17 protein-coding genes and 2 pseudogenes are annotated in these 22,906 nt (G+C 66.3%); 6 read left to right on the top strand and 13 right to left on the bottom strand.

Annotated features, from left to right (window positions below):
* Positions 1 to 90: 90 nt before the first annotated feature.
* The 5 genes from nadB to F3K02_RS23705 all read right to left on the bottom strand — a co-directional run bounded on the left by nadB (position 91) and on the right by F3K02_RS23705 (position 4,894).
* Complete coding sequence (nadB, locus tag F3K02_RS23725; protein WP_177138694.1) at positions 91 to 1,695, bottom strand: L-aspartate oxidase; 1,605 nt, start codon at positions 1,693 to 1,695, stop codon at positions 91 to 93.
* Positions 1,696 to 1,776: 81 nt separating this feature from the next.
* A complete protein-coding gene (locus tag F3K02_RS23720; RefSeq protein ID WP_177138692.1) occupies positions 1,777 to 2,631 on the bottom strand; it encodes a segregation and condensation protein A in 855 nt (284 codons plus the stop codon).
* Between the two features lie 29 nt (positions 2,632 to 2,660).
* Complete coding sequence (locus F3K02_RS23715; protein WP_177138690.1) at positions 2,661 to 2,873, bottom strand: DUF3460 family protein; 213 nt, start codon at positions 2,871 to 2,873, stop codon at positions 2,661 to 2,663.
* Positions 2,874 to 2,913: 40 nt separating this feature from the next.
* Positions 2,914 to 3,069 (bottom strand): hypothetical protein, encoded by a 156-nt coding sequence (locus F3K02_RS23710; protein WP_177138688.1) that lies wholly within the window; start codon positions 3,067 to 3,069, stop codon positions 2,914 to 2,916.
* Between the two features lie 181 nt (positions 3,070 to 3,250).
* Positions 3,251 to 4,894 (bottom strand): SulP family inorganic anion transporter, encoded by a 1,644-nt coding sequence (locus F3K02_RS23705; RefSeq protein ID WP_177138685.1) that lies wholly within the window; start codon positions 4,892 to 4,894, stop codon positions 3,251 to 3,253.
* A 110-nt stretch (positions 4,895 to 5,004) separates the two neighbouring features.
* Between F3K02_RS23705 and bamE the strand changes: the two genes are divergently transcribed.
* Positions 5,005 to 5,517, top strand: a complete 513-nt coding sequence (gene bamE, locus F3K02_RS23700) for an outer membrane protein assembly factor BamE domain-containing protein (RefSeq protein ID WP_177138683.1) — start codon at positions 5,005 to 5,007, stop codon at positions 5,515 to 5,517.
* A 6-nt stretch (positions 5,518 to 5,523) separates the two neighbouring features.
* Here bamE and F3K02_RS23695 read toward each other — a convergent pair whose 3' ends face one another.
* Complete coding sequence (locus tag F3K02_RS23695; RefSeq protein ID WP_177138681.1) at positions 5,524 to 6,264, bottom strand: YoaK family protein; 741 nt, start codon at positions 6,262 to 6,264, stop codon at positions 5,524 to 5,526.
* 6 nt (positions 6,265 to 6,270) lie between these two features.
* Entirely contained in the window at positions 6,271 to 8,325 is a 2,055-nt protein-coding gene (metG, locus tag F3K02_RS23690) for a methionine--tRNA ligase (protein ID WP_177138679.1), read from the bottom strand.
* A 183-nt stretch (positions 8,326 to 8,508) separates the two neighbouring features.
* Between metG and apbC the strand changes: the two genes are divergently transcribed.
* Positions 8,509 to 9,600, top strand: coding sequence for an iron-sulfur cluster carrier protein ApbC (apbC, locus tag F3K02_RS23685; RefSeq protein ID WP_177138673.1), 1,092 nt, complete (start codon positions 8,509 to 8,511; stop codon positions 9,598 to 9,600).
* Positions 9,601 to 9,680: 80 nt separating this feature from the next.
* Here apbC and F3K02_RS23680 read toward each other — a convergent pair whose 3' ends face one another.
* Genes F3K02_RS23680 through F3K02_RS23670 form a run of 3 tightly spaced genes read right to left on the bottom strand, consistent with a single transcriptional unit; the run spans position 9,681 to position 14,656 of the window.
* Complete coding sequence (locus tag F3K02_RS23680) at positions 9,681 to 11,411, bottom strand: TolC family protein (RefSeq protein ID WP_177138672.1); 1,731 nt, start codon at positions 11,409 to 11,411, stop codon at positions 9,681 to 9,683.
* A gap of 5 nt (positions 11,412 to 11,416) precedes the next feature.
* Entirely contained in the window at positions 11,417 to 12,763 is a 1,347-nt protein-coding gene (locus tag F3K02_RS23675) for an HlyD family type I secretion periplasmic adaptor subunit (RefSeq protein ID WP_177138671.1), read from the bottom strand.
* A gap of 42 nt (positions 12,764 to 12,805) precedes the next feature.
* A complete protein-coding gene (locus F3K02_RS23670) occupies positions 12,806 to 14,656 on the bottom strand; it encodes a type I secretion system permease/ATPase (RefSeq protein WP_177138964.1) in 1,851 nt (616 codons plus the stop codon).
* A gap of 225 nt (positions 14,657 to 14,881) precedes the next feature.
* Between F3K02_RS23670 and F3K02_RS23665 the strand changes: the two genes are divergently transcribed.
* Entirely contained in the window at positions 14,882 to 15,325 is a 444-nt protein-coding gene (locus tag F3K02_RS23665) for a PACE efflux transporter (protein WP_177138670.1), read from the top strand.
* Here F3K02_RS23665 and F3K02_RS23660 read toward each other — a convergent pair.
* The 3 genes from F3K02_RS23660 to F3K02_RS23650 form a co-directional block, all read right to left on the bottom strand.
* Positions 15,319 to 16,455: an ABC transporter substrate-binding protein gene (locus tag F3K02_RS23660; protein ID WP_177138668.1), complete on the bottom strand. Its 1,137-nt coding sequence runs from the start codon at positions 16,453 to 16,455 to the stop codon at positions 15,319 to 15,321. The genes F3K02_RS23665 and F3K02_RS23660 overlap by 7 nt on opposite strands.
* 133 nt (positions 16,456 to 16,588) lie before the next feature.
* On the bottom strand, positions 16,589 to 18,169 hold the full coding sequence (locus tag F3K02_RS23655; RefSeq protein WP_177138667.1) for a benzoate-CoA ligase family protein: 1,581 nt from the start codon (positions 18,167 to 18,169) through the stop codon (positions 16,589 to 16,591).
* A gap of 34 nt (positions 18,170 to 18,203) precedes the next feature.
* The gene (locus F3K02_RS23650) at positions 18,204 to 19,781 is read right to left on the bottom strand and encodes a 3,4-dehydroadipyl-CoA semialdehyde dehydrogenase (RefSeq protein WP_177138666.1); all 1,578 of its coding nucleotides are present in this window, start codon (positions 19,779 to 19,781) and stop codon (positions 18,204 to 18,206) included.
* A gap of 154 nt (positions 19,782 to 19,935) precedes the next feature.
* Here F3K02_RS23650 and F3K02_RS23645 point away from each other — a divergent pair, with 154 nt between their 5' ends.
* From F3K02_RS23645 to F3K02_RS23635, 3 genes and pseudogenes are all read left to right on the top strand, one after another.
* Complete coding sequence (locus tag F3K02_RS23645) at positions 19,936 to 20,877, top strand: helix-turn-helix transcriptional regulator (protein WP_177138665.1); 942 nt, start codon at positions 19,936 to 19,938, stop codon at positions 20,875 to 20,877.
* A 138-nt stretch (positions 20,878 to 21,015) separates the two neighbouring features.
* Positions 21,016 to 21,756: pseudogene (locus F3K02_RS23640) on the top strand (enoyl-CoA hydratase-related protein); the annotation flags it as partial.
* 144 nt (positions 21,757 to 21,900) lie between these two features.
* A pseudogene (locus tag F3K02_RS23635) lies at positions 21,901 to 22,836 on the top strand (2,3-epoxybenzoyl-CoA dihydrolase); the annotation flags it as partial.
* Positions 22,837 to 22,906 lie beyond the last annotated feature (70 nt).

Below are 22,906 nucleotides of genomic sequence, written 5' to 3'. Positions count from 1 at the left end.
AGCGCGAGAACCATATCGTGGTCGGCGCTGGTGCTACGGGAGCTCCAGGAGGGGGCGTGCGGGCCCGAAAGCCCGCCTGGACCTGCGTGTTCAGCGGGCGGGGGGCACCAGGATGGTCGGCTTGGCTTCGGGCAGCAGATCGGGGTAGTCGCGGCTGAAGTGCAGGCCGCGGCTTTCGTGCCGCAGCATGGCCGACATGACGATCAGGTCGGCCACCTGCACCAGGTTGCGCAGTTCGAGCAGGTCGCGGGTGACGTGGAACTGCGAATAGAACTCGTGGATTTCGCGTTGCAGCAGCGTGATGCGGTGCGCGGCACGCTCCAGGCGCTTGTCGGTGCGCACGATGCCGACGTAGTCCCACATGAAGCGGCGCAGTTCGTCCCAGTTGTGGGAAATCACCACCTGTTCGTCGGCGTCGGTGACGCGGCTTTCGTCCCACTGAGGGAGTTCGGGAGGCCGCGGTGCGTCGGCTGCGCGTATCGCGCCCACGGCAGCCTGGGCGAACACCATGCATTCCACCAGCGAGTTGCTGGCCAGGCGGTTGGCGCCGTGCAGGCCGGTGCAGGTGGTTTCACCCACGGCGTACAGGCCGCTGAGGTCGGTGTGACCTTCGAGGTCGGTGACGACACCACCGCAGGTGTAGTGCGCGGCCGGCACGACAGGGATCGGTTCACGGGTGATGTCGATGCCGAGTTCGGCGCAGCGGGCCAGGATGTTCGGGAAGTGTTCCTGCAGGAACTCCGGGCTGTGGTGCGAAATGTCCAGGTGCACGCAGTCCAGGCCATGTTTCTTCATCTCGAAGTCGATGGCCCGGGCCACCACGTCGCGCGGAGCCAGTTCGGCGCGCGGATCGTGGTCGGGCATGAAGCGGTGGCTGCCCAGATGGGGGGGCAGCTTGAGCTGACCGCCTTCACCCCGCACCGCCTCGGTGATCAGGAAGTTCTTGACGTTGGGGTGGTACAGGCAGGTGGGGTGGAACTGGATGAATTCCATGTTGCCCACGCGGCAGCCGGCGCGCCAGGCGGCCGCGATGCCGTCACCGGTGGCGGTGTCGGGGTTGGTGGTGTACAGGTAGACCTTGCCCGCGCCGCCGGTGGCCAGGATGGTGTGCGGTGCGCTGAAGGTTTCGACCTCGTCGCGGTCCACATCGAGCACATAGGCACCGTGGCAGCGCAAGGCTGCAGCACCCGGCTCGTGGCCGGGCAGCTTGCTGTCGGTGATCAGGTCGACCAGCATGTGGTTCTCGAAGAACGTGATGCCGGGTGTCGAACGGGCGAGCTCGCTCAACGTGGTCTGCACGGCCGCGCCGGTGGCGTCGGTGGCGTGCACGATGCGCCGGTGGGTGTGGCCTCCCTCGCGGGTGAGGTGCAGGGCGCCGTTCTCGGTGGAGAAGGGCACGCCCAGCTCCTGCAGCCAGGCGATGGCGGCCGGTGCGTTTTCCACCGTGAAGCGGGTGGCTTCGAGGTCGCACAGGCCCGCACCGGCGACCAGCGTGTCGTCCACGTGCGAGGCGTAGCTGTCGCCTTCGGCCAGCACGGCGGCGATGCCGCCCTGGGCCCAGTTGCTGGAGCCGTCGGAGATGCCGCGCTTGGTCACCACCGCCACGCGGTGGGTGGGCGCCAGACGCAGGGCGGCCGTGAGGCCCGCGAGACCGCTGCCGATGATGATGACGTCGAACGAATGGGTGGTGGTCATGGGGGAGCGATCAAAGAGCCACGGCCGGGTCGCTGCCGGTCTTCAGGGTCAGCGACCCGCGAAGCGGCGGAGCGGGGCGGCTCATGGTGTGGGGGTGTAGGCCAGGCGCACATAAATCGGGGCAAACGCCTCGGCCTGGGTGAGTTCGATCAGGGTTTCCTTGGCCAGCTCGAGCATGGCAATGAAGGTCACCACCAGCACCTGCTGTCCCCTGGACGGGTCGAAAAGTTCGCCGAATTCGACGAACTTCTTGCCCTGCAGGCGGCGCAGCACGATGCTCATGTGTTCGCGCACCGAAAGCTCTTCGCGGCTGATCTTGTGGTGCTGGACCAGCTTGGCGCGTTTGAGGATGTCGCGCCAGGCGCTTTGCAGGTCGAGCACAGCCACGTCCGGGAAACGCGGTGCCAGCGCCTGCTCGACAAAAACCTGCGCACGCAGGAAGTCGCGGCCGTACTGCGGCATCTCGGCCAGCCGCTGGCCGGCCAGCTTCATCTGCTCGTATTCGAGCAGGCGGCGCACCAGTTCGGCGCGCGGGTCTTCGGCTTCTTCGCCTTCGGCCGTCTTTTTGGGCGGCAGCAGCATGCGCGACTTGATCTCGATCAGCATCGCCGCCATCAGCAGGTATTCGGCCGCCAGCTCCAGGTTGCTGGCGCGGATCTCGTCCACGTAGCTCAGGTACTGGCGCGTCACCGCCGCCATCGGGATGTCGAGGATGTTGAAGTTCTGCTTGCGGATCAGGTAGAGCAGCAGGTCCAGCGGGCCCTCGAAAGCTTCGAGGAAGACCTGCAGCGCGTCCGGCGGGATGTACAGGTCGCGCGGCATGGTGAACAGCGGTTCACCGTACAGGCGGGCCAGCGCCACCTGGTCCACCACAGCGGGCATCATCGCGTCGAGCCCGTCAGGGACTGCTTCGAGTGTGCTGGCCTCGTTGCTCATGGGGTGGGACCCGCGGGCGCGATCAGCGCTCAGGTGTGATCGGAACCGGTCTGGTACACGTAGGGCTGCTGGGGCACGGTCGAGGCGGTGGCCTGGGACTGGAAGTCGCGGTCGATCTGCTTGTCCCACAGCAGCGAACGGCCCTCGCGCTGCTCCTGCTCCAGTTGCGGCTTGTCGGCCTTGAGCTTGTCGAGGAACTGTGTCGCGTCAGACGAGTAGTGCGGGCGGGCGAAGAAGGACATGGTGTTCGTCGGTGGGTGGGTTTGGGCTGGACCGGCGATTTTAGCGGTCCAGGGCCTCCACCGCCCGGCTGTGCCAGTTGAGCACCGTCTGACGCACCGTCATCCGTGCCACCAGGTCCGGATGGGATTCGCGCAGCACGGCGGCGGCAAACCGGGCCATGAAGTGCGATTTGAGCACCGCGCGGGCACGGTCCACACCGATGTCTTCATAGGGCACCGACGAAAAGAGCAGGAAACCGTCGTCCGGGATGCGCCCGTCCCATGCACTTGAGCACCAGACTGGCCGTCGGGTGGCGGGCCAGGTGGAGCAGCCCGGCCTGAGAGGCGTCGGGACTGGCGCACGCCTGGGCGTGGCGGTCACCTTGCGGCTGAAACCCTCAGTGGAAGGTGTGCAGGTGGGCGGCAAAACCCGAGCGCTCAATCAGCGATCGTGGTTGGGGGTTCACGCCCACCATGCCCAGGTGCCCGCCGCGCTTTGCCACTGCCTTGTGCAGTTGCTCCAGGGCGTCGAGCCCGGTGGTGTCGAGCGAGATCAGCTGGGTGGCGTCGAGCATCACATTCAGGCCGGCGGGGCCCCGCTCCACGGCGTTCACGATCGGGTCGATCTTGGCCACCGCGCCGAAGAACAGCGAGCCGTAGAGGCGGTAGGTGAGCTGGTGTTCGTTGCTGGCCAACGGATCGGCCCGGAAGATGTCGCTCTGGCGGCGCACGAAGAGGAAGCAGGCCATCACCAAGCCGAGCTCCACCGCCACTGTCAGGTCGAAGATGATGGTCACCAGAAAGGTGGACACCATCATCAGCCGGTAGTGGTTGGTGAACTGCTTGAGGCGGCCGAACTCGCGCCATTCACCCATGTTCCAGGCCACGAACAGCAGCACGCCGGCCAGCACCGCGAGCGGAATGTGCGCCGCCAGCGGCGCGGCGATCAGCACCACCGCGGCCAGGGTGGCGGAGTGCACGATGCCCGCCACGGGCGACACCGCGCCCGAGCGGATGTTGGTCACGGTGCGGGCGATGGTGCCGGTGGCGGGCATGCCGCCAAAGAAAGGCACCACCACATTGGCCACGCCTTGCGCCATGAGTTCCTGGTTGGGATCGTGCTTGGGGGTGTCGCTCAGCTGGTCGGCCACGCGGGCGCACAGCAGCGACTCGATGGCGCCGAGGATGGCGATGGTGAGGGTGGGCGTGACCAGCAGGCGCACGGTTTCCCATGAAAAATCGGGCAGCTCGAAGGCCGGCACGCCCTGCGGGATGCCGCCGAAGCGGGAGCCGATCGTCTCGACCGGCATGCTCAGGGCCCAGGCCAGCAGCGAGAGCGTGACCAGTGCCACCACCGGGGCGGGCAGGCGCGAGGTGGCCTTGAGCGCGCTCACGGTGTCGATCTGGTCCAGCTGGCGGCGGAACTGCGAATCCACCGCCCACAGGCGGGGCCAGATGAACAGGCCGATCACACAGAGGGCGCCGAGGCCGAAGGCGTAGGCGTTGAAGCTGTGCAGGTGCTGGCTGAGCGCACCGATCTGTCCGAAGAAGTCGCCCGGCATCTTGGCGATGTCCAGCCCGAGCCAGTCGCGCACCTGCGACAGCCCGATCAGCACCGCGATGCCGTTGGTGAAACCGATCACCACACTCACCGGCACGTAGCGCACCAGGTTGCCCAGCCGGAACAGGCCCAGCAGGAACAGCAGCACACCCGCGCTGGCGGTGGCGATCAGCAGGTTGGCCACGCCATAACGTTCGACGATGCCGTAGACGATGACGATGAAGGCGCCCGCCGGGCCGCCGATCTGCACCGAGGTGCCGCCCAGCGCCGAGATGAGGAAGCCCGCGATGATGGCGGTCCACAGACCCGCCTCGGGCTTGAGCCCGCTGGCGATGGCAAACGCCATGGCCAGCGGCAGCGCCACGATGCCCACGGTGGCACCGGCCCCCATGTCCTTGACCAGTTTCTCGCCGTTGTAACCCTTGAGGTCGTTCAGCAGCCGGGGACGGAACGGCGCCAGCGGAGGCAGGTTTTTCAGCATGTGCAAATGTTACCTTTGGCGACGATGACCGGAACTTACAGACAGAACGCTTCCGGATGGGGGTTTACACTGATTTTTCCGTCGCAAACGGCATCAACAGGCGAACGAACATGAAAAGCCAGGCACACCGATTCGCTGCGCTGACCCTCGCGCTGGGCCTCCTGCTGGGACTCGCGGCCTGCGATCGGCAGAACATCAGCGAGCTGGAGGAAGGGGTCTCCACCGAGGCCGACGTGCGCGAGCGTTTCGGTGCGCCCGAAGCGGTGTGGGAGGGCGACGATGGGGCGCAGATCTATGAATACAACCGGCAGCCAGCCGGCTACCAGAACTACCAGATCACCATCGGGGCCGACGGCAAGATGGCTGCGTTGCGCCAGGTGCTCGCACCGCACAACTTCGAGCGCATCCAGCCCGGCATGCCGATGGAGCAGGTGCGGCGCATGCTGGGCAAGCCGATGAAGATCACGCCTTACGCGCTGAAGCAGGAGACCCACTACGACTGGCGTTACCGGGATGGCCCGAACGAGGGCGACACCAAACTGTTCACGGTGGTCTTCAGCCCCGATCTGCGGGTGGTCTCCACGATGTCGGTGCGCGACCCGGATCTCGATCGCAGCCGCTGAGCCCGTTCAGGCCGCGCGCAACCGCTTCCAGTCGTCCAGCGCCGGGCGCATCACCAGCAGCAGCAGCGTGATCGCCAGCGGCACGGTGCTGATGTAGCCGAGGTGCTTGAAGCCGAGTGCACCGGCGATGCCGCCCACCAGGAAACTGATCACCAGCTGGGCATGCACACGCAGGCGTTCGCGGTCAGCGCGCACCGGTTGCATGTCCGGGTGGCGGTTCACGTACAGCAGCTTGCCCAGCTCGATGCCCAGGTCGGTGACCAGACCGGTCACATGCGTGGTGCGGATGCGCGCCTGCGAGATCTTGGTGATCACGGCGTTCTGCAGGCCCATGATGTAACAGAGCAGCACCACCGTGACCGGCAAAAACACCGTGTGCCACAGGCTCATGGCGGCGCCAAAGATGCCGAACACCAGCAGCAGCGCCGCTTCGATCAGCAGTGGCAGGCCGTAGGCGCTGCGCAGCTGCAGCCGCATGCCCCAGTTCACCAGCCAGGCGGTGCTCATAGCACCCAGCAGAAAGGCCAGCACCGCGGCCAGTGCGGCGCCGGCCAGCACGAACTGGCCGAGCACCAGGTTGTCGGCCAGTGAAGAGACCATGCCCGTCATGTGCGAGGTGTACTGGCCCACGGCCAGAAAACCGCCCGCGTTGGTCGCGCCGGCCACAAACGCCAGTACCGTGCCGAGCTTCAGGTCGGCCTGCGGTGTGCGCTTGAGGCTGGTGAAGCCGCGGATCGGTTCGAACATCGGGTGTCAGCGCACCCGCATGCCGGTCGTGGCGCCCGGCCAGGGGTTGAGGATGTGGATGCCGGGTTCGGCGTTGTCGTCGGCATGGCTGGCGGCGAGCACCATGCCTTCGCTGACGCCGAACTTCATCTTGCGCGGCGCCAGGTTGGCCACCATCACGGTCAGCTTGCCCACCAGGTCTTCGGGCTGGTAGGCGCTGGCGATGCCGCTGAAGACGTTGCGGGTCTTGCCTTCGCCCACGTCGAGCGTCAGGCGCAGCAGCTTGGTCGAGCCCTCCACGGCTTCGCAGTTGACGATCAACGCGATGCGCAGGTCGATCTTGCTGAAGTCGTCGATCGAGATGGTGTCGGCGATCGGTTCGCCGCCGGGCACCACCAGTTCCACGGCGGGTGCCGGGGGCGGCTCAAACAGGGCGTCGAGCTGCTTCACGTCCACGCGCTGCATCAGGTGCTGGTAGGCGCCGATGCGGTGGCCGGCGCCGAGCAGGCGGTTGGCGTCGGCGAACTGCAGCGGCTCGGTGTTCAGGAAAGCTTCCACGTCTTTCGCCAGCGCGGGCAGCACCGGCTTGAGGTAGAGCGTGAGCAGGCGGAAGGCTTCGATGCAGGTGGTGCACACGTCGTGCAGGCGGCCTTCCATGCCTTCCTTCTTGGCCAGTTCCCAGGGTTTGTTCTGGTCCACGTAGGCGTTCACGCGGTCGGCCAGCAGCATGATCTCGCGCAGCGCCTTGCCGTATTCACGCTCGGCGTAGAGCTCGGTGATGCTGGGGGCGGCCACTTCCAGGTGGTCCAGCAGCGCATCGCCATCGGCCGAGACTTCGCCCAGCTTCCCGTCGAAGCGTTTGGCGATGAAGCCCGCCGCGCGCGAGGCGATGTTGATGAACTTGCCCACCAGGTCGCTGTTGACCCGGGCCATGAAGTCCTCGGGGTTGAAGTCCACGTCTTCGTTCTTGCCGCTGAGCTTGGCTGCCAGGTAGTAGCGCAGCCACTCGGGGTTCATGCCGAGTTCCAGGTACTTGAGCGGGTTCAGGCCGGTGCCGCGGCTCTTGCTCATCTTCTCGCCGTTGTTGATGGTGAGGAAGCCGTGCACGAACACCGCGTTGGGCACCTTGCGGCCGCTGAACTTGAGCATCGCGGGCCAGAACAGGGTGTGGAAGGTGATGATGTCCTTGCCGATGAAGTGGAACTGCTCGGTGCCCGGGTCGGCCATGAAGGCGTCGTAGTCGCGCCCAGTTTTGTCGAAATAGTTTTTCAGCGAGGCGAGGTAGCCGATCGGCGCGTCCAGCCAGACGTAGAAGTACTTGCCCGGCGCGTCCGGGATTTCGATGCCGAAGTAAGGCGCATCGCGGCTGATGTCCCAGTCGCCCATCTTGGGCTTGCCGTCTTCACCGGGCTCGATCCACTCGCTGATCTTGTTCAGCACCTCGGGCTGCACCGCGCCGCTCTGCGTCCACTGGTCCAGAAAGGCCATGCAGCGCGGGTCGGAGAGTTTGAAGAAGAAGTGGTCCGATTGTTTCAGCACCGGCGTCGCGCCCGACAGCGCCGAGTAGGGGCTCTTCAGATCGGTGGGTGCGTAGACGGCGCCGCAGTTTTCACAGTTGTCGCCGTACTGGTCTTTCGTGCCGCATTTGGGGCACTCGCCCTTGATGAAGCGGTCGGGCAGGAACATGTTCTTCTCGGGGTCGAAGAACTGTTCGATGGTGCGGGTCTCGATCAGATCGTTGGCCTTGAGCGCTCGGTAGATGTCTTGCGCCAGCTGGTGGTTTTCCGGGCCGTCGGTGCTGTGCCAGTTGTCGAAACCGATGTGGAACCCGTCCAGGTAGGGCTTGCGGCCGGCGGCGATGTCGGCCACGAACTGCTGCGGTGTCTTGCCGGCCTTTTCGGCCGCGATCATGATCGGCGCGCCGTGCGCGTCGTCGGCGCAGACGAAGTGCACCTCGTGGCCCTGCATGCGCTGGAACCGCACCCAGATGTCGGCCTGGATGTACTCCATGATGTGGCCGATGTGGAAATGACCGTTGGCGTAGGGCAGGGCGGTGGTGACGAACAGGCGACGCGGGCTCATGGCAGGGGGCTTTCTTTCGGGGGAACCCTTGATTTTAGGCGGGCCGGGCGGGCTGCGCCTATGGGGGCCAAGTCCTCACGCCCGCTGTGTCTATGCCCGACCACCGGCCGACCTGCCGGCGGAGCGTTAGACTTCGGGCGGCTTCTGCACACCCAGACATACCCCACACCGGAGATTTTTTTCATGGCCGTCGACTCCCAAGCGCTGCTCACCGCCCTGCAGGCGGTGACCGATCCGAACACGGGCAAGGACTTCGTGTCCACCAAGGCGCTGAAAAACCTGAGCGAACAATACGGTGACGTGTCGTTCGATGTCGAGCTGGGTTACCCGGCCAAGAGCCAGATGCCGGCCTTGCGCCGCGCTTTGATCGCGGCCGCCAAGACGGTGGCCGGTGTGGAAAACGTGTCGGTCAACATGACCAGCAAGATCATTCCGCACGCTGTGCAGCGCGGCGTGCAGCTGCTGCCCAGCGTGAAGAACATCATTGCCGTGGCGTCGGGCAAGGGCGGCGTGGGCAAGAGCACCACGGCGGTCAACCTGGCGCTGGCGCTGGCCGCCGAGGGCGCCAAGGTCGGCATCCTGGACGCAGACATCTACGGCCCCAGCCAGCCCATGATGATGGGTGTGGAAGGCAGGCCCGAAAGCGTCGATGGCCAGACCATGGAGCCGCTGGAGAACTACGGCGTGCAGGTGATCTCGATCGGTTTCCTGGTGGACAAGGATGAAGCCATGATCTGGCGCGGCCCCATGGCCACGCAGGCGCTGGAGCAGCTGCTGCGCCAGACCAACTGGAAAGACCTGGACTACCTGATCGTCGACATGCCTCCCGGCACCGGCGACATCCAGCTCACGCTATCCCAGCGCGTGCCGCTCACCGGTGCGGTGATCGTGACCACGCCGCAGGACATTGCCTTGCTCGACGCGCGCAAGGGCATCAAGATGTTTGAAAAGGTGGGCGTGCCCATCCTCGGCATCGTCGAGAACATGGCGGTCTACTGCTGCCCGAACTGCGGCCACACCGAACACATCTTTGGCGCCGACGGTGGCAAGAAGATGGCGGCCGAGTACGGCATGGATTACCTGGGTGCACTGCCGCTGAACATGTCGATCCGGGTGCAGGCCGACAGCGGCATGCCCACGGTGGTGTCCGACCCCGATGGCGAGATCGCCGAGATCTACAAGTCCGTGGCTCGCCAGGTGGCGATCAAGATCGCGAAGCAGGCCAAGGACTTCTCGTCGAAATTTCCGAGCATCAAGATCTCCAAAGAAACCTGAGCCCGGTCGGGTATCACTTCCAGCAAAAAGGGCCCGCATCTGCGGGCCCTTTTTGCTGGGGGAGCGCTGGCGCCCGGTGCCTACCGACCGGCCAGCTGCATCAGGTCGTCTTCGGTGAGCACGCCCGCGTTGAAGCGCAAACGCAGGAAGGCGAGCAGGTGGGCGTAGCGGGCGTCTGCCAGCTCGCGTTCGGCCGTCACCAGGCGCTCGCGGGCGTTGAGCACGTCGAGGTTGGTGCGCACCCCGGCGGCCGTGCTCTTGATGGTCGCGTCGACGGCGATGCGACCGGATTCCACGGCCTGTTCAAGCGCCTGCACACGCAAGGTGGTGGATTGCTGCAGACGGAGCTGGCGGTTCAGTTCCAGCAACACCTCGTCCACGCGGGCGTCCATCTCGGCCTGCGCCTGGATCAGGCGGGCTGCCACCTGCCGGGTTCTGGCCGACACCGCACCACCCGAAAACAGCGGCACGTTGAGCTCCACGCCCACCACATGGTTGGTGGTCCGCCGACGGGTGGCGAGATTCTGTTCGGCGTTGAACCGGGAGCTGGAGGTCGCGGCGGAATTGGAGGTGGTGGTGAAGTTCGAGTTGGAGCTCTCGTTCAGGAGGGGGGCCGAGCCGGTCGACACGCTGGACGTGGAGCCGGTGGTGGTGCTCGTGCTGCTGGAGTCGCCGACGCTCGTGGTGGTGTTCGAGATCGGGTTGACGTTGGAGCGGAAGTTTTCGCGCCTGACGGAGGCCACCAGGTCCAGCCGGGGGTAGTGGCCACTCTCAGCCTTGTTGACCTCCTGGTGGGCCGCTTCGACCTGGTAGCGCAGGGCTTCCAGCAGACCGTTCTGCGTCATGGCCAGTCCGTGCCAGTCTTCAGGGGTGGAGGCCAGGGTCGACGTGGTGACGATGTCGGTTTTCAGGGGAGCAAAAGAGGTCGCCCGCACGCCGGTCATCGCGATCAGGCGGTTGCGCGCGACCAGCAGCGCATCTTCAGCTTCGATGAGTTGAGCCTCTGCGAGCGCGCGCTTGGCCCGGGTTTCGAGCACATCGGTCTGGGTGCCTTCGCCACTCGAGAGCATGCGCTCGTTGGTGGTCTGCTGTTCGTTCAGGGTGACGAGCTGGGTGAGTGCGAGCCGCCGGCTCTCTTCAGCAAAAAGGGCGCCCGCGTAGACCTCCGCCACGCGGACCATGAGCTCCTGCTGCTGGCTCCGGAACCGGGCCTCGCTGGCGGCGCTCAGGGCCTTGCCCTGGCGGTAGCCGGCCATGGCACCGAAATTGATCAGGGGCTGGCGCAGCTGCAGGGCAGTGGTGGTGTCTCGAAACTTGTTGGTTTCGATCTCGGTTTCGTCAACGGTCGAGTGCCCGGTGCTGTCCGTTTGGGTGGCGGCGTCCGAATCTGTGACACGGCGTTGCGATTCCCGGGGCTGGCCGGAGAGCGGGCCAGTGAACGCGCTGGCTGTCTGCAGCCGGTCGTTGGTGATGGTGCTGGTGCTGGTGGCCGTGCTGGTCTGGGTGGCTTCGGTGGATGCGGTGACCTGACCCTGGGTCGATCGCGTGGTGTTCCGGTTGGTGGTGTAGGTGGCGGCGATGCTGGGCAGCAGTTGCGCCCGTCCGAGTATTTTTTCTTCCCTGCCGGCATCGAGCGCTGCGATCGCGGCGCGGAAGGTGGGATCGTTCAGGCGCGCGGCCTCGTAAGCCCGGGCCAGGTCCAGCGCTTCGGCGCCGGCCGGGGCGACCCAAGCCAGCGCCACGCTCAGGCAGATCAGGCGCATCCGCCGCTGCGCGGATCGGGTGCTTGGGCGAATGGGATTGACTTCCACGGTGCTCACTCCTCGGTCATGGACATGCGGAAGTTGTCGCGCAGGGGGCGCAACAGGTAGTTCATGAGGGTTCGCTCGCCGGTGCGCACGAACAGTTCGACCGGCATGCCCGGGCGCACCTGCAGTTCGGCCAGCATCTTGCGGCCTTCGGGTGTGACCTCGGCGCGCATGCGGTAGTAAGGCATGCCGGTCTGTTCGTCCACCAGGCGGTCGGGCGAGACCTGCGTGACGATGCCGGGGATGCGCGGCGTGGTGTTCTGGTTGAAGGCCGAGAAGATCAGTTCGACCGGCAACTTCGGGTGCACCGAATCGATCAGGTGCACCGGCACCTGACCCTCGACCACGAGGGGTTCGTCGAGCGGAACGATGTCCATCATGCGAAAGCCGGGCGATACCACACCGCCTTCGGTGAAGATGCTGACATCGGCCACCATGCCGCTGACCGGGGCTTTCACCTCGGCGTTGTTCAGTTCGTAGTCCAGCCCTTCCAGCCGGTTGCGCAGCGCATCCACCTGCTGCTGGATTTCGGTCAGCTGGGTGCGCACTTCTTTCTGGTAGTCCTGCTGGCGCAGCAGGGCCCGCAGGCGCAGTTCGCTGACCTGGCTCTGGTTGCGGCCCAGGTTGCCCGTGTCTTCCGCGATGGAGGCTTCGATCTGGGCGGCATTGCGTTCCAGTTCCAGCAAACGGTTGCGTGGCATGTAGCCGTCTTTGGCCAGGTCGGCCATGCCGTCGATCTGCTGTTTGAGCAGCCGCAGTTGCAGTTGCTTGCCCTGGCGCGACTCTTCGACCCCTGCGGCGTAGGCGGTCAGACCAAAGATGTTCTGCTCGGTGGCGGCCAGATCGCTGCGCAGCGCGCCCTGGCGGGACTCGAAGAGCTGCTTTTGCACCGCGAGCGTGGTGGCCACGCGCGGATCGCTGCCACTGGCCTGGATGTCGGGCGGAAACACCAGGCTGGGGCGCCCGTCGCGTTCGGCCAGCAGTCGGGCTTCGGTGATGCGCGCGGCCAGAAACTGGATGCGGGTGATTTCGGCGTTCGCCCGGGCCTGCACACTGTTCATGCGCACCAGCGCTTGTCCGGCGGTGACGGTGTCGCCCTCTTTCACGAAGATTTCTTCAACCGTGCCGCCCGTGAGGTGTTGCACCGCCTTCTTGTTGCCCGCCACGGTGACGGTGCCGCCCATGGGAACGCCTTTGTCGAGGGGTGCAAAAAACGCCCAGATCAGGAAGCTGCCCAGCCCCACGAGCACGAGCCACCAGCCCAGACGGGCATGGGAGCTGGCGTCGGTCTTGACGGGGTTTTCGTCTTCCTGCCGGATGGTGGCGTCGGTCACGGCCAAGGCGTCTGTCGTCATCTTGTGTTCACTCTGGAAGCGTTCGGGTCTGCTGCAGCGGGTTCAGGCGGTTTCGCCTGCGGTGGGCGCTGTCGGGGCGGTGGGAGCCGGGTGGTCTGTAGATGGGTCGGTGGAGGGTGCCGCAGCTGGAGCCCGGGAGGCGGCAGCCCCAGGCGGCGTCGCCGGACGCGGCAGCGCAGCGCCGTTGGCACCTTGCTGAGCCTGTTGACTGAGCTTGGCCAGATCGGCGAGCACCTGCTTGGTGGGGCCAAACATCTGGGGGACACCGTCGCGCAGGAACAGCAGCTTGTTGGTGATGCCGATCGCGTTGGTACGGTGGGTGATGAGGATCAGGGTCTTGCCGCGCTTGCGCAGGTCGTTGATGGCCGAGAGCAGGGCCTGTTCGCCGGTGTCGTCGAGGTTGGAGTTGGGTTCGTCCAGCACGATCAGCGACGGGTCGTCATACATCGCGCGGGCCAGACCGAGCCGCTGCTTCTGGCCGCCCGAGAGGCCGGCCCCGCCGTCGCCGAGCGGTGTGTCGTAGCCCTGCGGGAAGTGCAGGATCATGTCGTGCACACCCGCGCGCTGGGCGGCCTGGATCACCTTGTCGGAGTCCACCTCACCAAAACGGGCGATGTTTTCGGCCACGGTGCCGCCAAAGAGCTCGATGTCCTGGGGCAGGTAGCCGATGTGGGGGCCCAGTTCGGCCTTGTTCCAGAGGTAGACGTCGGCGCCATCGAGCCGGACTTTGCCGGCCGCGGCGGGCCAGACACCCACCAGCAGCCGTGCCAGTGTGGATTTGCCCGATCCGCTCGGGCCGATCACGCCCACCACGTCGCCCGCTGAAATGGTGAGGCTCAGGTTGCGCAGGGCGGGCACGTTGGAGCCGGGCGGCACAGCCGTCACCGACTCCAGCGCCAGGTTGCCCAGCGGCTTGGGCAGGGGCATGCCTTCGCGCCGAGCCGGGTTGCTGGACAGCAGTTCGCTCAGACGCTGGTAGGCGCTGCGGGTGGACGACCAGCCCTTCCAGACAGTGATCAACTGGTCGACCGGCGCCAGCGCGCGGCCCATGAGGATGGAGCCGACGATCATCATCCCGGGGGTGATGCGGTTTTCGAGCGCCAGCAGGGCACCCAGGCCCAGGATCAGCGATTGCAGCGAGATGCGCACGAATTTGCTGGTGGCGGTGACGATGCCGGCCTTTTCGCTGGCTTCGGCCTGCAGTTGCAGGAAGCGGCCGTGCAGCTTGAACCAGCGCGACATGAGGTTGGGCAGCATGCCCATGGCCTGGATGACCTCGGCGTTGCGCAGGTTGTTGGTGGCCAGCGTGCCGGCGGTGACGGCCATGCCGTTGGCTTCGGCCAGCGGTTTGCGCGACACCACCTCGTTGACGTAGGCCAGGATGACCAGAATGAGGGTGCCCGCCACGGCGAACACGCCAAGGACCCAGTCGAACATGAAGATGACCAGCAGGTAGACCGGGAACCAGGGGGCGTCAAAAAAGGCGAACAGCGAGTTGCCGGTGACGAACTGGCGGATGGTCGTCAGGTCCTGCAGCGCCTGGCCGGCGTTGCCCCCCGATCGTTTGAGGTTCTGCTCGAAGGAGGCGGTGTACACCCGCTTGTTGAGCTTCATGTCGAGCTGGGCACCGACGCGGATCAGCACGAAGCTGCGCACGAACTCCAGCCCGTTCATGAGCATGTAGGTGCCCAGCACCATCACGGTGAGCATGATGAGCGTCGTCTCGTTGCGGCTGGAGAGCACGCGGTCGTACACCTGCAGCATGTAGAGCGACGGGACCAGCATCAGCAGGTTGATGATGGCGCTGAACACACCCACGCTGCGAAAAGCGCCCCGAAAACCCGCCAGGGCCTGTCCGATCTCGTTGTTGGGCAATTTCAGGCTGGAAAACATGGTCAGCAGCGGATCCTCACCGGGGAAGTCTTTCGTGTTCAATCACTTTAATCCAACATGCTTGCTCATGTTTGTGTCGTAAACCCCATGCGGTCAAATGCATCACCACTTTGGCTGAAATGAGAATGCCTTGTTGTTCGGTGGCCCCTTGACGGGCGGTCTTTCCAGGTTTTGGGGGGCGGGCGTTCGGGCAAGGGTTGCGGGAGGCGGCACAATCGCGCCCTCATGCCACTTCATCTTGCCCCCCGCGCCCGCCGGATCGTCCAGGCGGTCCTTTACGAAAGCTTCGCCATCGCCTTTGTCGCGCCGGTGCTCATGATCGTTTTTGATCAGGCGCCGCTGTCGTCGCTCGGGCTCACGCTCACCATGTCGAGCATCGCGCTGGCCTGGAACTACGGGTTCAACGCCCTCTTTGAGCGCTGGGAAGCCCGGCAGGTGGTCAAGGGCCGCTCGCGGTGGCGGCGGGCGGCGCACGGCATCGGTTTCGAGGGTGGGCTGGCGATGATCCTGGTGCCGGTGATGGCCGCCTGGCTGGGCCTCTCGTGGTGGGCGGCGCTGGTGGCCAACCTGGGCCTGCTGCTGTTTTTCCTGGTCTACACGGTGGTTTTCACCTGGCTCTTCGACCGCGTGTTTGGCCTGCCCGCGTCGGCGCAGGTACGCCTTCAGTAACGCAAGTGGCCTTCGCCGTCGATGATCGCCAGCTCCACGTAGTTCGAGCCGTTGTGTGATCGGGGCGAGTACTGGGCCGTGAAACGGCCGAACGCGATTTCGCCCGCGCCTTCCATGGCCCGGATGAAGCTGGCGGTGCTCAGGTCCCGACCCGTGCGCCGGAGGCCTTCGATCAGCAGGCGGGCGTGCACGAAACCTTCGAACTGGGAGGCCGAGGGTGGGGTGTCGGGCGACTTGGCGGCCTGCAGCTTCAGGTACTCGGCCACCACGGGAACCGCGTTGTTGCGCAGCGAGGGCATGATCTGCGCAAGCACGATGCCGCGCGCCTTGTCTTTCAGCACCCGGTTGATGCCGTCCAAGCTGGCGACCGAGAAGCCGTAGAACACCGGGCGGGTGGCGGTCGCCTGCACCGCCTGGACGTAGTTCGTGAACGTCAGTCCCGCGGTGCCGACGATGACCGCCTGGGGACTGGCCTGTGCCGTGGCGGCCGCAGCGGCCGCGAAATCGGGCGCGGCCGGATCGACCTTGACCTCGACGGCCAGCGGCAGATTCTCCGCTGCAGAGGACTTCCTGACTTCGGCCAGCAGGGCCTTTCCCAACCCGTCGTCCTGGTAGAAAAAGGCGACCCGGGTGACGCCTATCTGCTTGAGCTGGGACAGGATGCGGGTGGACTCGTTGGCGTAACCGGCGCGCACGTGGAACACGTGGGGGTTGACGGTGTCCCGCAGGGCGGACGCACCCGTGACCGGGCCGAACAGGATGGTTTTTGTTTCCTTGAGCATCGGCAGCACGGCCGCCGTCTGGGCGGTGCCGGTGCTGTTGAAGAACATGAACACCTTGTGTTCGTCCAGCAGCTTGCGGGAGTTCTCTACCGCGCGCTTGGGATCGAAGCCGTCGTCCAGGGTGGTGAAGCTGATCTTGCGCCCGTGGACGCCGCCGGCCGCGTTGACCGCGTCGAACAGCAGCCGCACACCCTCGCCATACTGCACGGTCTGTGGCCCCAGCGGGCCCGAGAGCACCTGCGAGGCGCCGAGGCGGATCTCGGTGGATGTGACGCCTTCGTCGCCCGCGTGTGCCGCCGCCGCGAGCGCGAATCCCAGTGCCAGTCCCCGTCCCCATCTGTGAACCATGTTGAACCCTTGTGTTCTGTTGTCTCCGATGGGTTGCGAGTTTCGTTATGTTTCAGAACCAGATCAAGGCGGTGACACCCGGGTTTTCCCGGGGCTTGGGTCCGGCATGGGACGAGCGGCGTTTCAGGCGGAATCAGCGGCGCACGAACAGGCGCTGGTTCTCCAGTTCGCGCAGCTTGAAGCGCTGGATCTTGCCGGTGGCCGTTTTGGGCAGTTCGGTCATGAACTCGATGAAGCGCGGGTACTTGTAGGGCGCGAGCTTTTCCTTCACGAAGGCCTGCAGCTCGGCTTCCGTCGCCTGCGCGCCAGCCTTCAGCACCACATAGGCCTTGGTCTTGACCAGGCCGTCGTCGTCGGTCTTGCCGATCACCGCGGCTTCGAGCACGGCCGGGTGCTGCACCAGCGTGGCCTCCACCTCGAACGGGCTCACGTAGATGCCGCTGACCTTGAGCATGTCGTCGTTGCGGCCGGCGTAGGTGTAGTAGCCGTCGGGGTCGCGGGTGTACTTGTCACCGCTCTTGGTCCAGGCACCCTGGAAGGTGTCGCGCGACTTGGCGCGGTTGTTCCAGTACAGCAGAGCGGCGCTCGGGCCCTGGATGTAGAGGTCGCCGATCATGTTGTGGCCGGTGATGACGCTGCCGTCTTCGTCGCGCAGCTGCACCTCGTAGCCCGGCACGGGCTTGCCGGTGGTGCCGTAACGCACGTCGCCCGGGCGGTTGGAGAGAAAGATGTGCAGCATCTCGGTGGAGCCGATGCCGTCGATGATCTGGCAGCCGAAGTGTGCGGTCCAGCGTTCGCCGATGTCGCGCGGCAGCGCCTCGCCGGCCGACGAACACAGGCGCAGCGCGACCGCGCTCCTCAAAGGCAGCTCGGGCGAGGCGAGCATGCCGCCGTAACCGGTGGGCGCGCCGTAGAACACCGTGGGCTGGTGGTCGACCATCCGTTTGAACGTGGCCTGCGGCGTGGGCCGTTCGGCCATCAGCACCACGCTGGCGCCCACGCTCAGCGGAAACGACAAGCCGTTGCCCAGCCCATAGGCGAAGAACAGCTTGGCGGCGGAGAACACGGTGTCGCTCTCCTTCAGACCCAGCACGGCTTTGCCGTAGAGCTCGGCTGTCCAGTACAGGCTGGACTGTGTGTGCACCGTGCCCTTGGGCGCACCGGTGGAGCCCGAGGAGTACAGCCAGAACGCGGGTTCATCGCCGTGCGTGTCGGCGTCCTGGCCCGGGGCCTGGGTGGAGGCCAGCGCCGCGAAGTCGTGGGCGCCCGCGGGCAGCGGGTCTTTCGCGCGCGAGACGATCAGGTGCTTCACCTCGTGGCCGCCCGTCTCCAGCGCGGTCTGCAGCGTGGGCAGCAGCGCGGCCGAGACAAAGGCCGCCTGCGCGCGGCTGTCGGCCAGCATGTAGGCGTAGTCCTTGGCCGTCAGCAAGGTGTTCACGCACACCGGCACCACGCCCGCGTGCAGCGCGCCCAGAAAGCTCACCACCCAGTCGCTGCAGTCGTGCATGAGCAGCAGCACGCGCTCTTCACGTTTCAGGCCCAGCGCCTGCAGCGCGGCCGAGAAGCGCTGCACCTGGTCGGCGAGCTGGCCGTAGGTGAGCGTGCCCGCGTCGTCGATCAGCGCGGTCTTGCCGGCGCGGCCGGCGTTGAGCGCGATCAGGTGGCGCGCGAAGTTGAAGCGCTCGGGTGGGGCGGCGGTGTCGGTGTGGCTCATGGTGTGTCTCCTGTTTTGTGGTCTCTGTCGGACTTCAGTATTTCAGTGGGGTGGCTGTCGCGGCGAGCATGTCGAGCACCGCCGTGCTGCCCTGCACTGCGCTGCGGCGGTGGTAGAAGCCCAGCGCACGCAGGCCGCCGAGTTCTTCGCCGCCACCGGCGCGGCCCGGGCCGCCGTGCAGGCTCATGGGCATGACGTTGCCGTGGCCGCTCTGCACCGCAGCCACGTCGGGCGAAATGGCGTGCACGCGGCCGTGGCTGGAGCCCAGCTCGGCGGCGGCGTGAGCGATGAAGGCCGGGTCGCTGCTGTAGACCGAACTCACCAGCGAACCTTCGCCGCGGCGGATCAGCTCCAGCGCCTGCTCCAGGCTGTCGTAGGCCATGAGGGTGGCGACCGGGCCGAACACCTCGATCTCGTGCAGCACCTTGGCCTGCGCCGGCTGGCGATGGCCCAGCAGCACCGGTGCCACGCAGGCGGCCACGGCCGGGTCGGCGTCCACCAGCGCGGCGGCGCTGCCGTCGAACAAGACTTCGGCTTCGGTCTTCAGGTGAGCGATGCCGGCCACCACGCTGTCGAACTGCTCGCGGCTCACCAGCGCGCCCATGCGGGTGGCTTCATTGCGCGGGTTGCCGACGGTGGTCTTGGCGAGCTTGGCGCCGATGGCCTGGGCGGTGGCGTCGAACAGCGCGCGCGGCACGAAGATGCGGCGGATCGCGGTGCACTTCTGGCCGCTCTTGACCGTCATCTCGCGCACCACCTCGTTCACCAGCAGGTTGAAGGCTTCGTCGCCCGCGGTGGCGGCCGGGTCGAGCAGGGCGCTGTTCAGGCTGTCGGCCTCGATGTTGCAGCGCACCGAGCGCTGCGCCACCGCCGGGTGGCTGCGGATGATGCGCGCGGTCTCGGCCGAGCCGGTGAAGCTCACCACGTCGAACGGACCGAGCTGGTCCATCAGCCCGGCGGAAGTGCCGCAGACCACCGACAGTGCGCCCGCGGGCAGGATGCCGGCGTCCACCACGTCTTTCACCATGCGCTGGGTCAGCCAGGCGGTGGCGGTGGCGGGTTTGATGATCACTGGCACGCCCGAGAGCAGGGCCGGTGCGGCCTTTTCCCACAGACCCCAGCTCGGGAAGTTGAAGGCGTTGATGAACAGCGCCACGCCGCGCGTGGGGCTCATGATGTGCTGGGTCTGGAAAATCGGGTCCTTGGCCATGCGGATGCGCTCGCCATCGAGCAGCAGCTTCGCGTCGCCCAGGGCCTCACCCTGTTTGGCGAAGTAGCCCAGGGTGAAGATGCCGCCGTCGATGTCCACCGCGGAGTCCTTGGTGGTGGTGCCGCAGTTGGCGGTGGCGATCTCGTAGTAGGCGTCTCGGTTGGCTTGCAACACCTTGACGATCTCGCCCAGCAGCGCGGCGCGCTGCCTGTAGGTGAGTGCTCGCAGGGCGGCACCGCCCTGTTCACGGGCGAAGGAAAAACCTTCGGCCAGGTCCAGCCCGGCGCTGCTCACGCGCACCAGGGGCTTGCCCAGCACCGGGTCGTGCAGCGTGCTGCCGTTGCCGGAGCCGTCTTGCCAGCGGCCGGCGAGGAAATTGGGAAGCAGAGGGGTGGCGTTCATGTCGGGTCGGGATGAGGGTTGATCAACAGGGCTGGTCGCCGCGCGGGATTGACGCTATAAATGCACTATCTTGCGTCTTGCGATTCATGCATTAAAGTGCATGTTCTGGCGAAAAGCAAGCCCCTGCAGGGATAACCCTTAAATACCGATGCCCATGAAAGAACCGGCCACCCTGGACCTGGCGCCCGAAGCCACACCACCATCCGCCGAGGCCGACGAGCCACCGCGCCACCCGTTTCTGGTGGCGCTGGGCGAGCGGGTGCGCACCCTGCGTTCGCGCCGCGGCATGACGCGCAAGGCCGTGGCGCTGGCGGCCGACGTGTCCGAGCGCCACCTGGCCAACCTCGAATACGGCACCGGCAACGCCTCCATCCTGGTGCTGCTGCAGGTGGCGCAGGCGCTGCAATGCTCGCTCACCGAGCTGCTGGGCGACGTGACCACCTCGTCGCCCGAATGGTTGCTGATCCGCGAGCTGCTGGAGAAGCGCAACGAGGCCGATCTGCGCCGTGTGCGCGTGGCCATCGGCGGCCTGCTGGACGGGCATGCCGCGCCGGTGAACGACGCCGGGCGCCAGGCCCGCATCGCCCTGATCGGCCTGCGCGGTGCGGGCAAGTCCACCCTCGGGCAACGACTCGCCGACGACCTCGGCTACGCCTTCATCGAGCTCAGCCGCGAGATCGAAAAATTCGCCGGCTGCAGCATCAACGAGATCCACGCGCTCTATGGCACACCGGCCTACCGCCGCTACGAGCGCCGCGCGCTGGAAGAAGCGATCCAGATCTACCCCGAGGTGGTGATCGCCACGCCGGGCGGCCTGGTGTCGGACGCGGCCAACTTCAACCTGCTGCTCACGCACTGCACCACTGTCTGGCTGCAGGCCGACCCGGCAGACCACATGGGCCGCGTCGCGGCCCAGGGCGACATGCGGCCCATGGCCGCGAGCCGCGAGGCCATGGAAGATCTGAAGCGCATCCTGGCCGGGCGCTCCGCCTTCTATTCCAAGGCCGACCTGCATTTCAATACCAGCGGGCAGAGCGTGGACGATGCCTTTGACGCCTTGCGCACCCAGGTGCGGGAGGTGCTCGGGATTTTGTAACATGCATAAAAATGCATTGACGGTTTTGAAAATGTGCAATATTATTCATATCACGCGGTGCCCACCGGTGATTTGAACGACGGTCGGCGCCCCTTCAGTTCCCGCTGCAGCCTGCAGCCATGCCAACAGGAGACCGCCATGAACCCGAACGCCGTCGATTACCGCACCGCCCCCAGCGAGTACCGCCACTGGAAACTCACCTTCGATGGCGCCATCGCCACGCTGTCCATCGACATCGACGAAGACGGCGGCATCCGCCCGGGCTACAAGCTCAAACTCAACAGCTACGACCTGGGCGTGGACATCGAACTGCACGACGCGCTGAACCGCATCCGCTTCGAACACCCCGAAGTGCGCACCGTGGTCGTCACCAGTGGCAAAGACCGCGTGTTCTGCTCCGGCGCCAACATCTTCATGCTCGGCGTCTCCAGCCACGCCTGGAAGGTGAACTTCTGCAAGTTCACCAACGAAACCCGCAACGGCATCGAAGACACCAGCAAACACAGCGGCCTCAAATTCCTCGCCGCCCTGAACGGCGCCTGCGCCGGCGGCGGCTATGAACTGGCCCTGGCCTGCGACGAGATCCTGCTGGTCGACGACCGCTCCAGCGCGGTCAGCCTGCCCGAAGTGCCGCTGCTCGGCGTCCTGCCCGGCACTGGCGGCCTGACCCGCGTCACCGACAAGCGCCACGTGCGCCACGACCTGGCCGACATCTTCTGCACCACCAGCGAAGGCGTGCGTGGCAGCAAAGCCGTGGACTGGCGCCTGGTCGACGCCGTGGCCAAACCCCAGCAGTTCGCCGCCGCCGTGAGCGAGCGCGCCGCCAAGCTGGCCGCCCAGAGCGACCGCCCGGCCGGCGCCAAGGGCGTGGCACTGCCGCGCATCGAGCGCACCGACGCGCACGCTTGGTGCACGTTCCGCCACCCGGTCTGGGTCTGCCGCAGAAGCGGTTGCAGTTCCTGGAAAGCTCCTTGGCGCCCAGATGTTTATACGAGATAGCCCCAGAGGGAACGCCCGGCCGGCGCCAAGGGCGTGGCACTGCCGCGCATCGAGCGCACCGACAGCGATGACGGCATCGCCTACACCTACGTCAACGTGGCCATCGACCGCGCCAGACGCAACGCCACCCTCACCCTGAAAGCCCCGAGCGGCACGCAGCCGACCGACATCGCCGGCATCGAAGCCGCGGGTGCCGCCTGGTACCCGCTGCAGATGGCGCGCGAACTCGACGACGCCATCCTCCACCTGCGCACCAACGAACTCGACATCGGCACCTGGGTGCTCAAGACCGAAGGCGACGCCGCCGCCGTGCTGGCCAACGACGCCCTGATGCTGGCGCACAAAGGCCACTGGTTCGTGCGCGAGACCATCGGCGCCCTGCGCCGCAGCTTCGCCCGCCTGGATGTGTCCTCGCGCAGCCTGTTCGCCCTGATCGAAGAAGGTTCCTGCTTCGCCGGCACCCTGGCCGAACTGGCCTTCTGCGCCGACCGCGCCTACATGCTCGCCCTGCCCGACGACGCCGACAAAGCCCCCCAGCTGCAACTCTCCGAATTCAACTTCGGTGTCCTGCCCATGGTCAACGACCAGTCGCGCCTGCAGCGCCGCTTCTACGAAGAGGCGGGTCCGATGGAAGCCGCGCGCGGCGCCATCGGCCAGGCCCTGGACGCCGACGCCGCGCTGGCCCTGGGCCTGATCACCGCCGCGCCCGACGACATCGACTGGGCCGACGAGGTGCGCATGGCGCTGGAAGAACGCGCGGCCATGTCGCCCGACGCCCTGACCGGCCTGGAAGCCAACCTGCGCTTCGCCCAGAAAGAAAACATGGCCACCCGCGTCTTCGGTCGTCTGACCGCCTGGCAGAACTGGATCTTCCAGCGCCCCAACGCCGTCGGCGACAAAGGGGCCTTGAAGGTCTACGGCAAAGGCGACAAAGCCCAGTTTGATATGAACAGGGTGTGACCCCCCGCGCCGCGCTGCGCGCGTCACCCCCCAGGGGGCGATGCGAGTGGCCCGGCGAAGCCGGTTCCAC

The organism is Hydrogenophaga aromaticivorans (genome assembly GCF_013387465.1).
In the GTDB taxonomy this organism is placed as follows: domain Bacteria; phylum Pseudomonadota; class Gammaproteobacteria; order Burkholderiales; family Burkholderiaceae_C; genus Hydrogenophaga; species Hydrogenophaga aromaticivorans.
The sequence above is the reverse complement of the archived record's forward strand: the minus strand, read 5'-3'. Positions and strand labels throughout refer to the sequence as shown.

What these genes read in the sequence shown, in the direction of transcription:
- F3K02_RS23695 (WP_177138681.1), bottom strand. Translation starts at nt 6,264, where the DNA reads ATGTTCGAACCGATCCGCGGCTTCACCAGCCTCAAGCGCACACCGCAG.
- F3K02_RS23720 (WP_177138692.1), bottom strand. Translation starts at nt 2,631, where the DNA reads ATGAGCAACGAGGCCAGCACACTCGAAGCAGTCCCTGACGGGCTCGAC.
- F3K02_RS23705 (WP_177138685.1), bottom strand. Translation starts at nt 4,894, where the DNA reads ATGCTGAAAAACCTGCCTCCGCTGGCGCCGTTCCGTCCCCGGCTGCTG.
- F3K02_RS23645 (WP_177138665.1), top strand. Translation starts at nt 19,936, where the DNA reads ATGAAAGAACCGGCCACCCTGGACCTGGCGCCCGAAGCCACACCACCA.
- apbC (WP_177138673.1), top strand. Translation starts at nt 8,509, where the DNA reads ATGGCCGTCGACTCCCAAGCGCTGCTCACCGCCCTGCAGGCGGTGACC.
- F3K02_RS23650 (WP_177138666.1), bottom strand. Translation starts at nt 19,781, where the DNA reads ATGAACGCCACCCCTCTGCTTCCCAATTTCCTCGCCGGCCGCTGGCAA.
- F3K02_RS23665 (WP_177138670.1), top strand. Translation starts at nt 14,882, where the DNA reads ATGCCACTTCATCTTGCCCCCCGCGCCCGCCGGATCGTCCAGGCGGTC.
- F3K02_RS23670 (WP_177138964.1), bottom strand. Translation starts at nt 14,656, where the DNA reads ATGTTTTCCAGCCTGAAATTGCCCAACAACGAGATCGGACAGGCCCTG.
- metG (WP_177138679.1), bottom strand. Translation starts at nt 8,325, where the DNA reads ATGAGCCCGCGTCGCCTGTTCGTCACCACCGCCCTGCCCTACGCCAAC.
- F3K02_RS23675 (WP_177138671.1), bottom strand. Translation starts at nt 12,763, where the DNA reads ATGACGACAGACGCCTTGGCCGTGACCGACGCCACCATCCGGCAGGAA.
- F3K02_RS23655 (WP_177138667.1), bottom strand. Translation starts at nt 18,169, where the DNA reads ATGAGCCACACCGACACCGCCGCCCCACCCGAGCGCTTCAACTTCGCG.
- bamE (WP_177138683.1), top strand. Translation starts at nt 5,005, where the DNA reads ATGAAAAGCCAGGCACACCGATTCGCTGCGCTGACCCTCGCGCTGGGC.
- nadB (WP_177138694.1), bottom strand. Translation starts at nt 1,695, where the DNA reads ATGACCACCACCCATTCGTTCGACGTCATCATCATCGGCAGCGGTCTC.
- F3K02_RS23715 (WP_177138690.1), bottom strand. Translation starts at nt 2,873, where the DNA reads ATGTCCTTCTTCGCCCGCCCGCACTACTCGTCTGACGCGACACAGTTC.
- F3K02_RS23660 (WP_177138668.1), bottom strand. Translation starts at nt 16,455, where the DNA reads ATGGTTCACAGATGGGGACGGGGACTGGCACTGGGATTCGCGCTCGCG.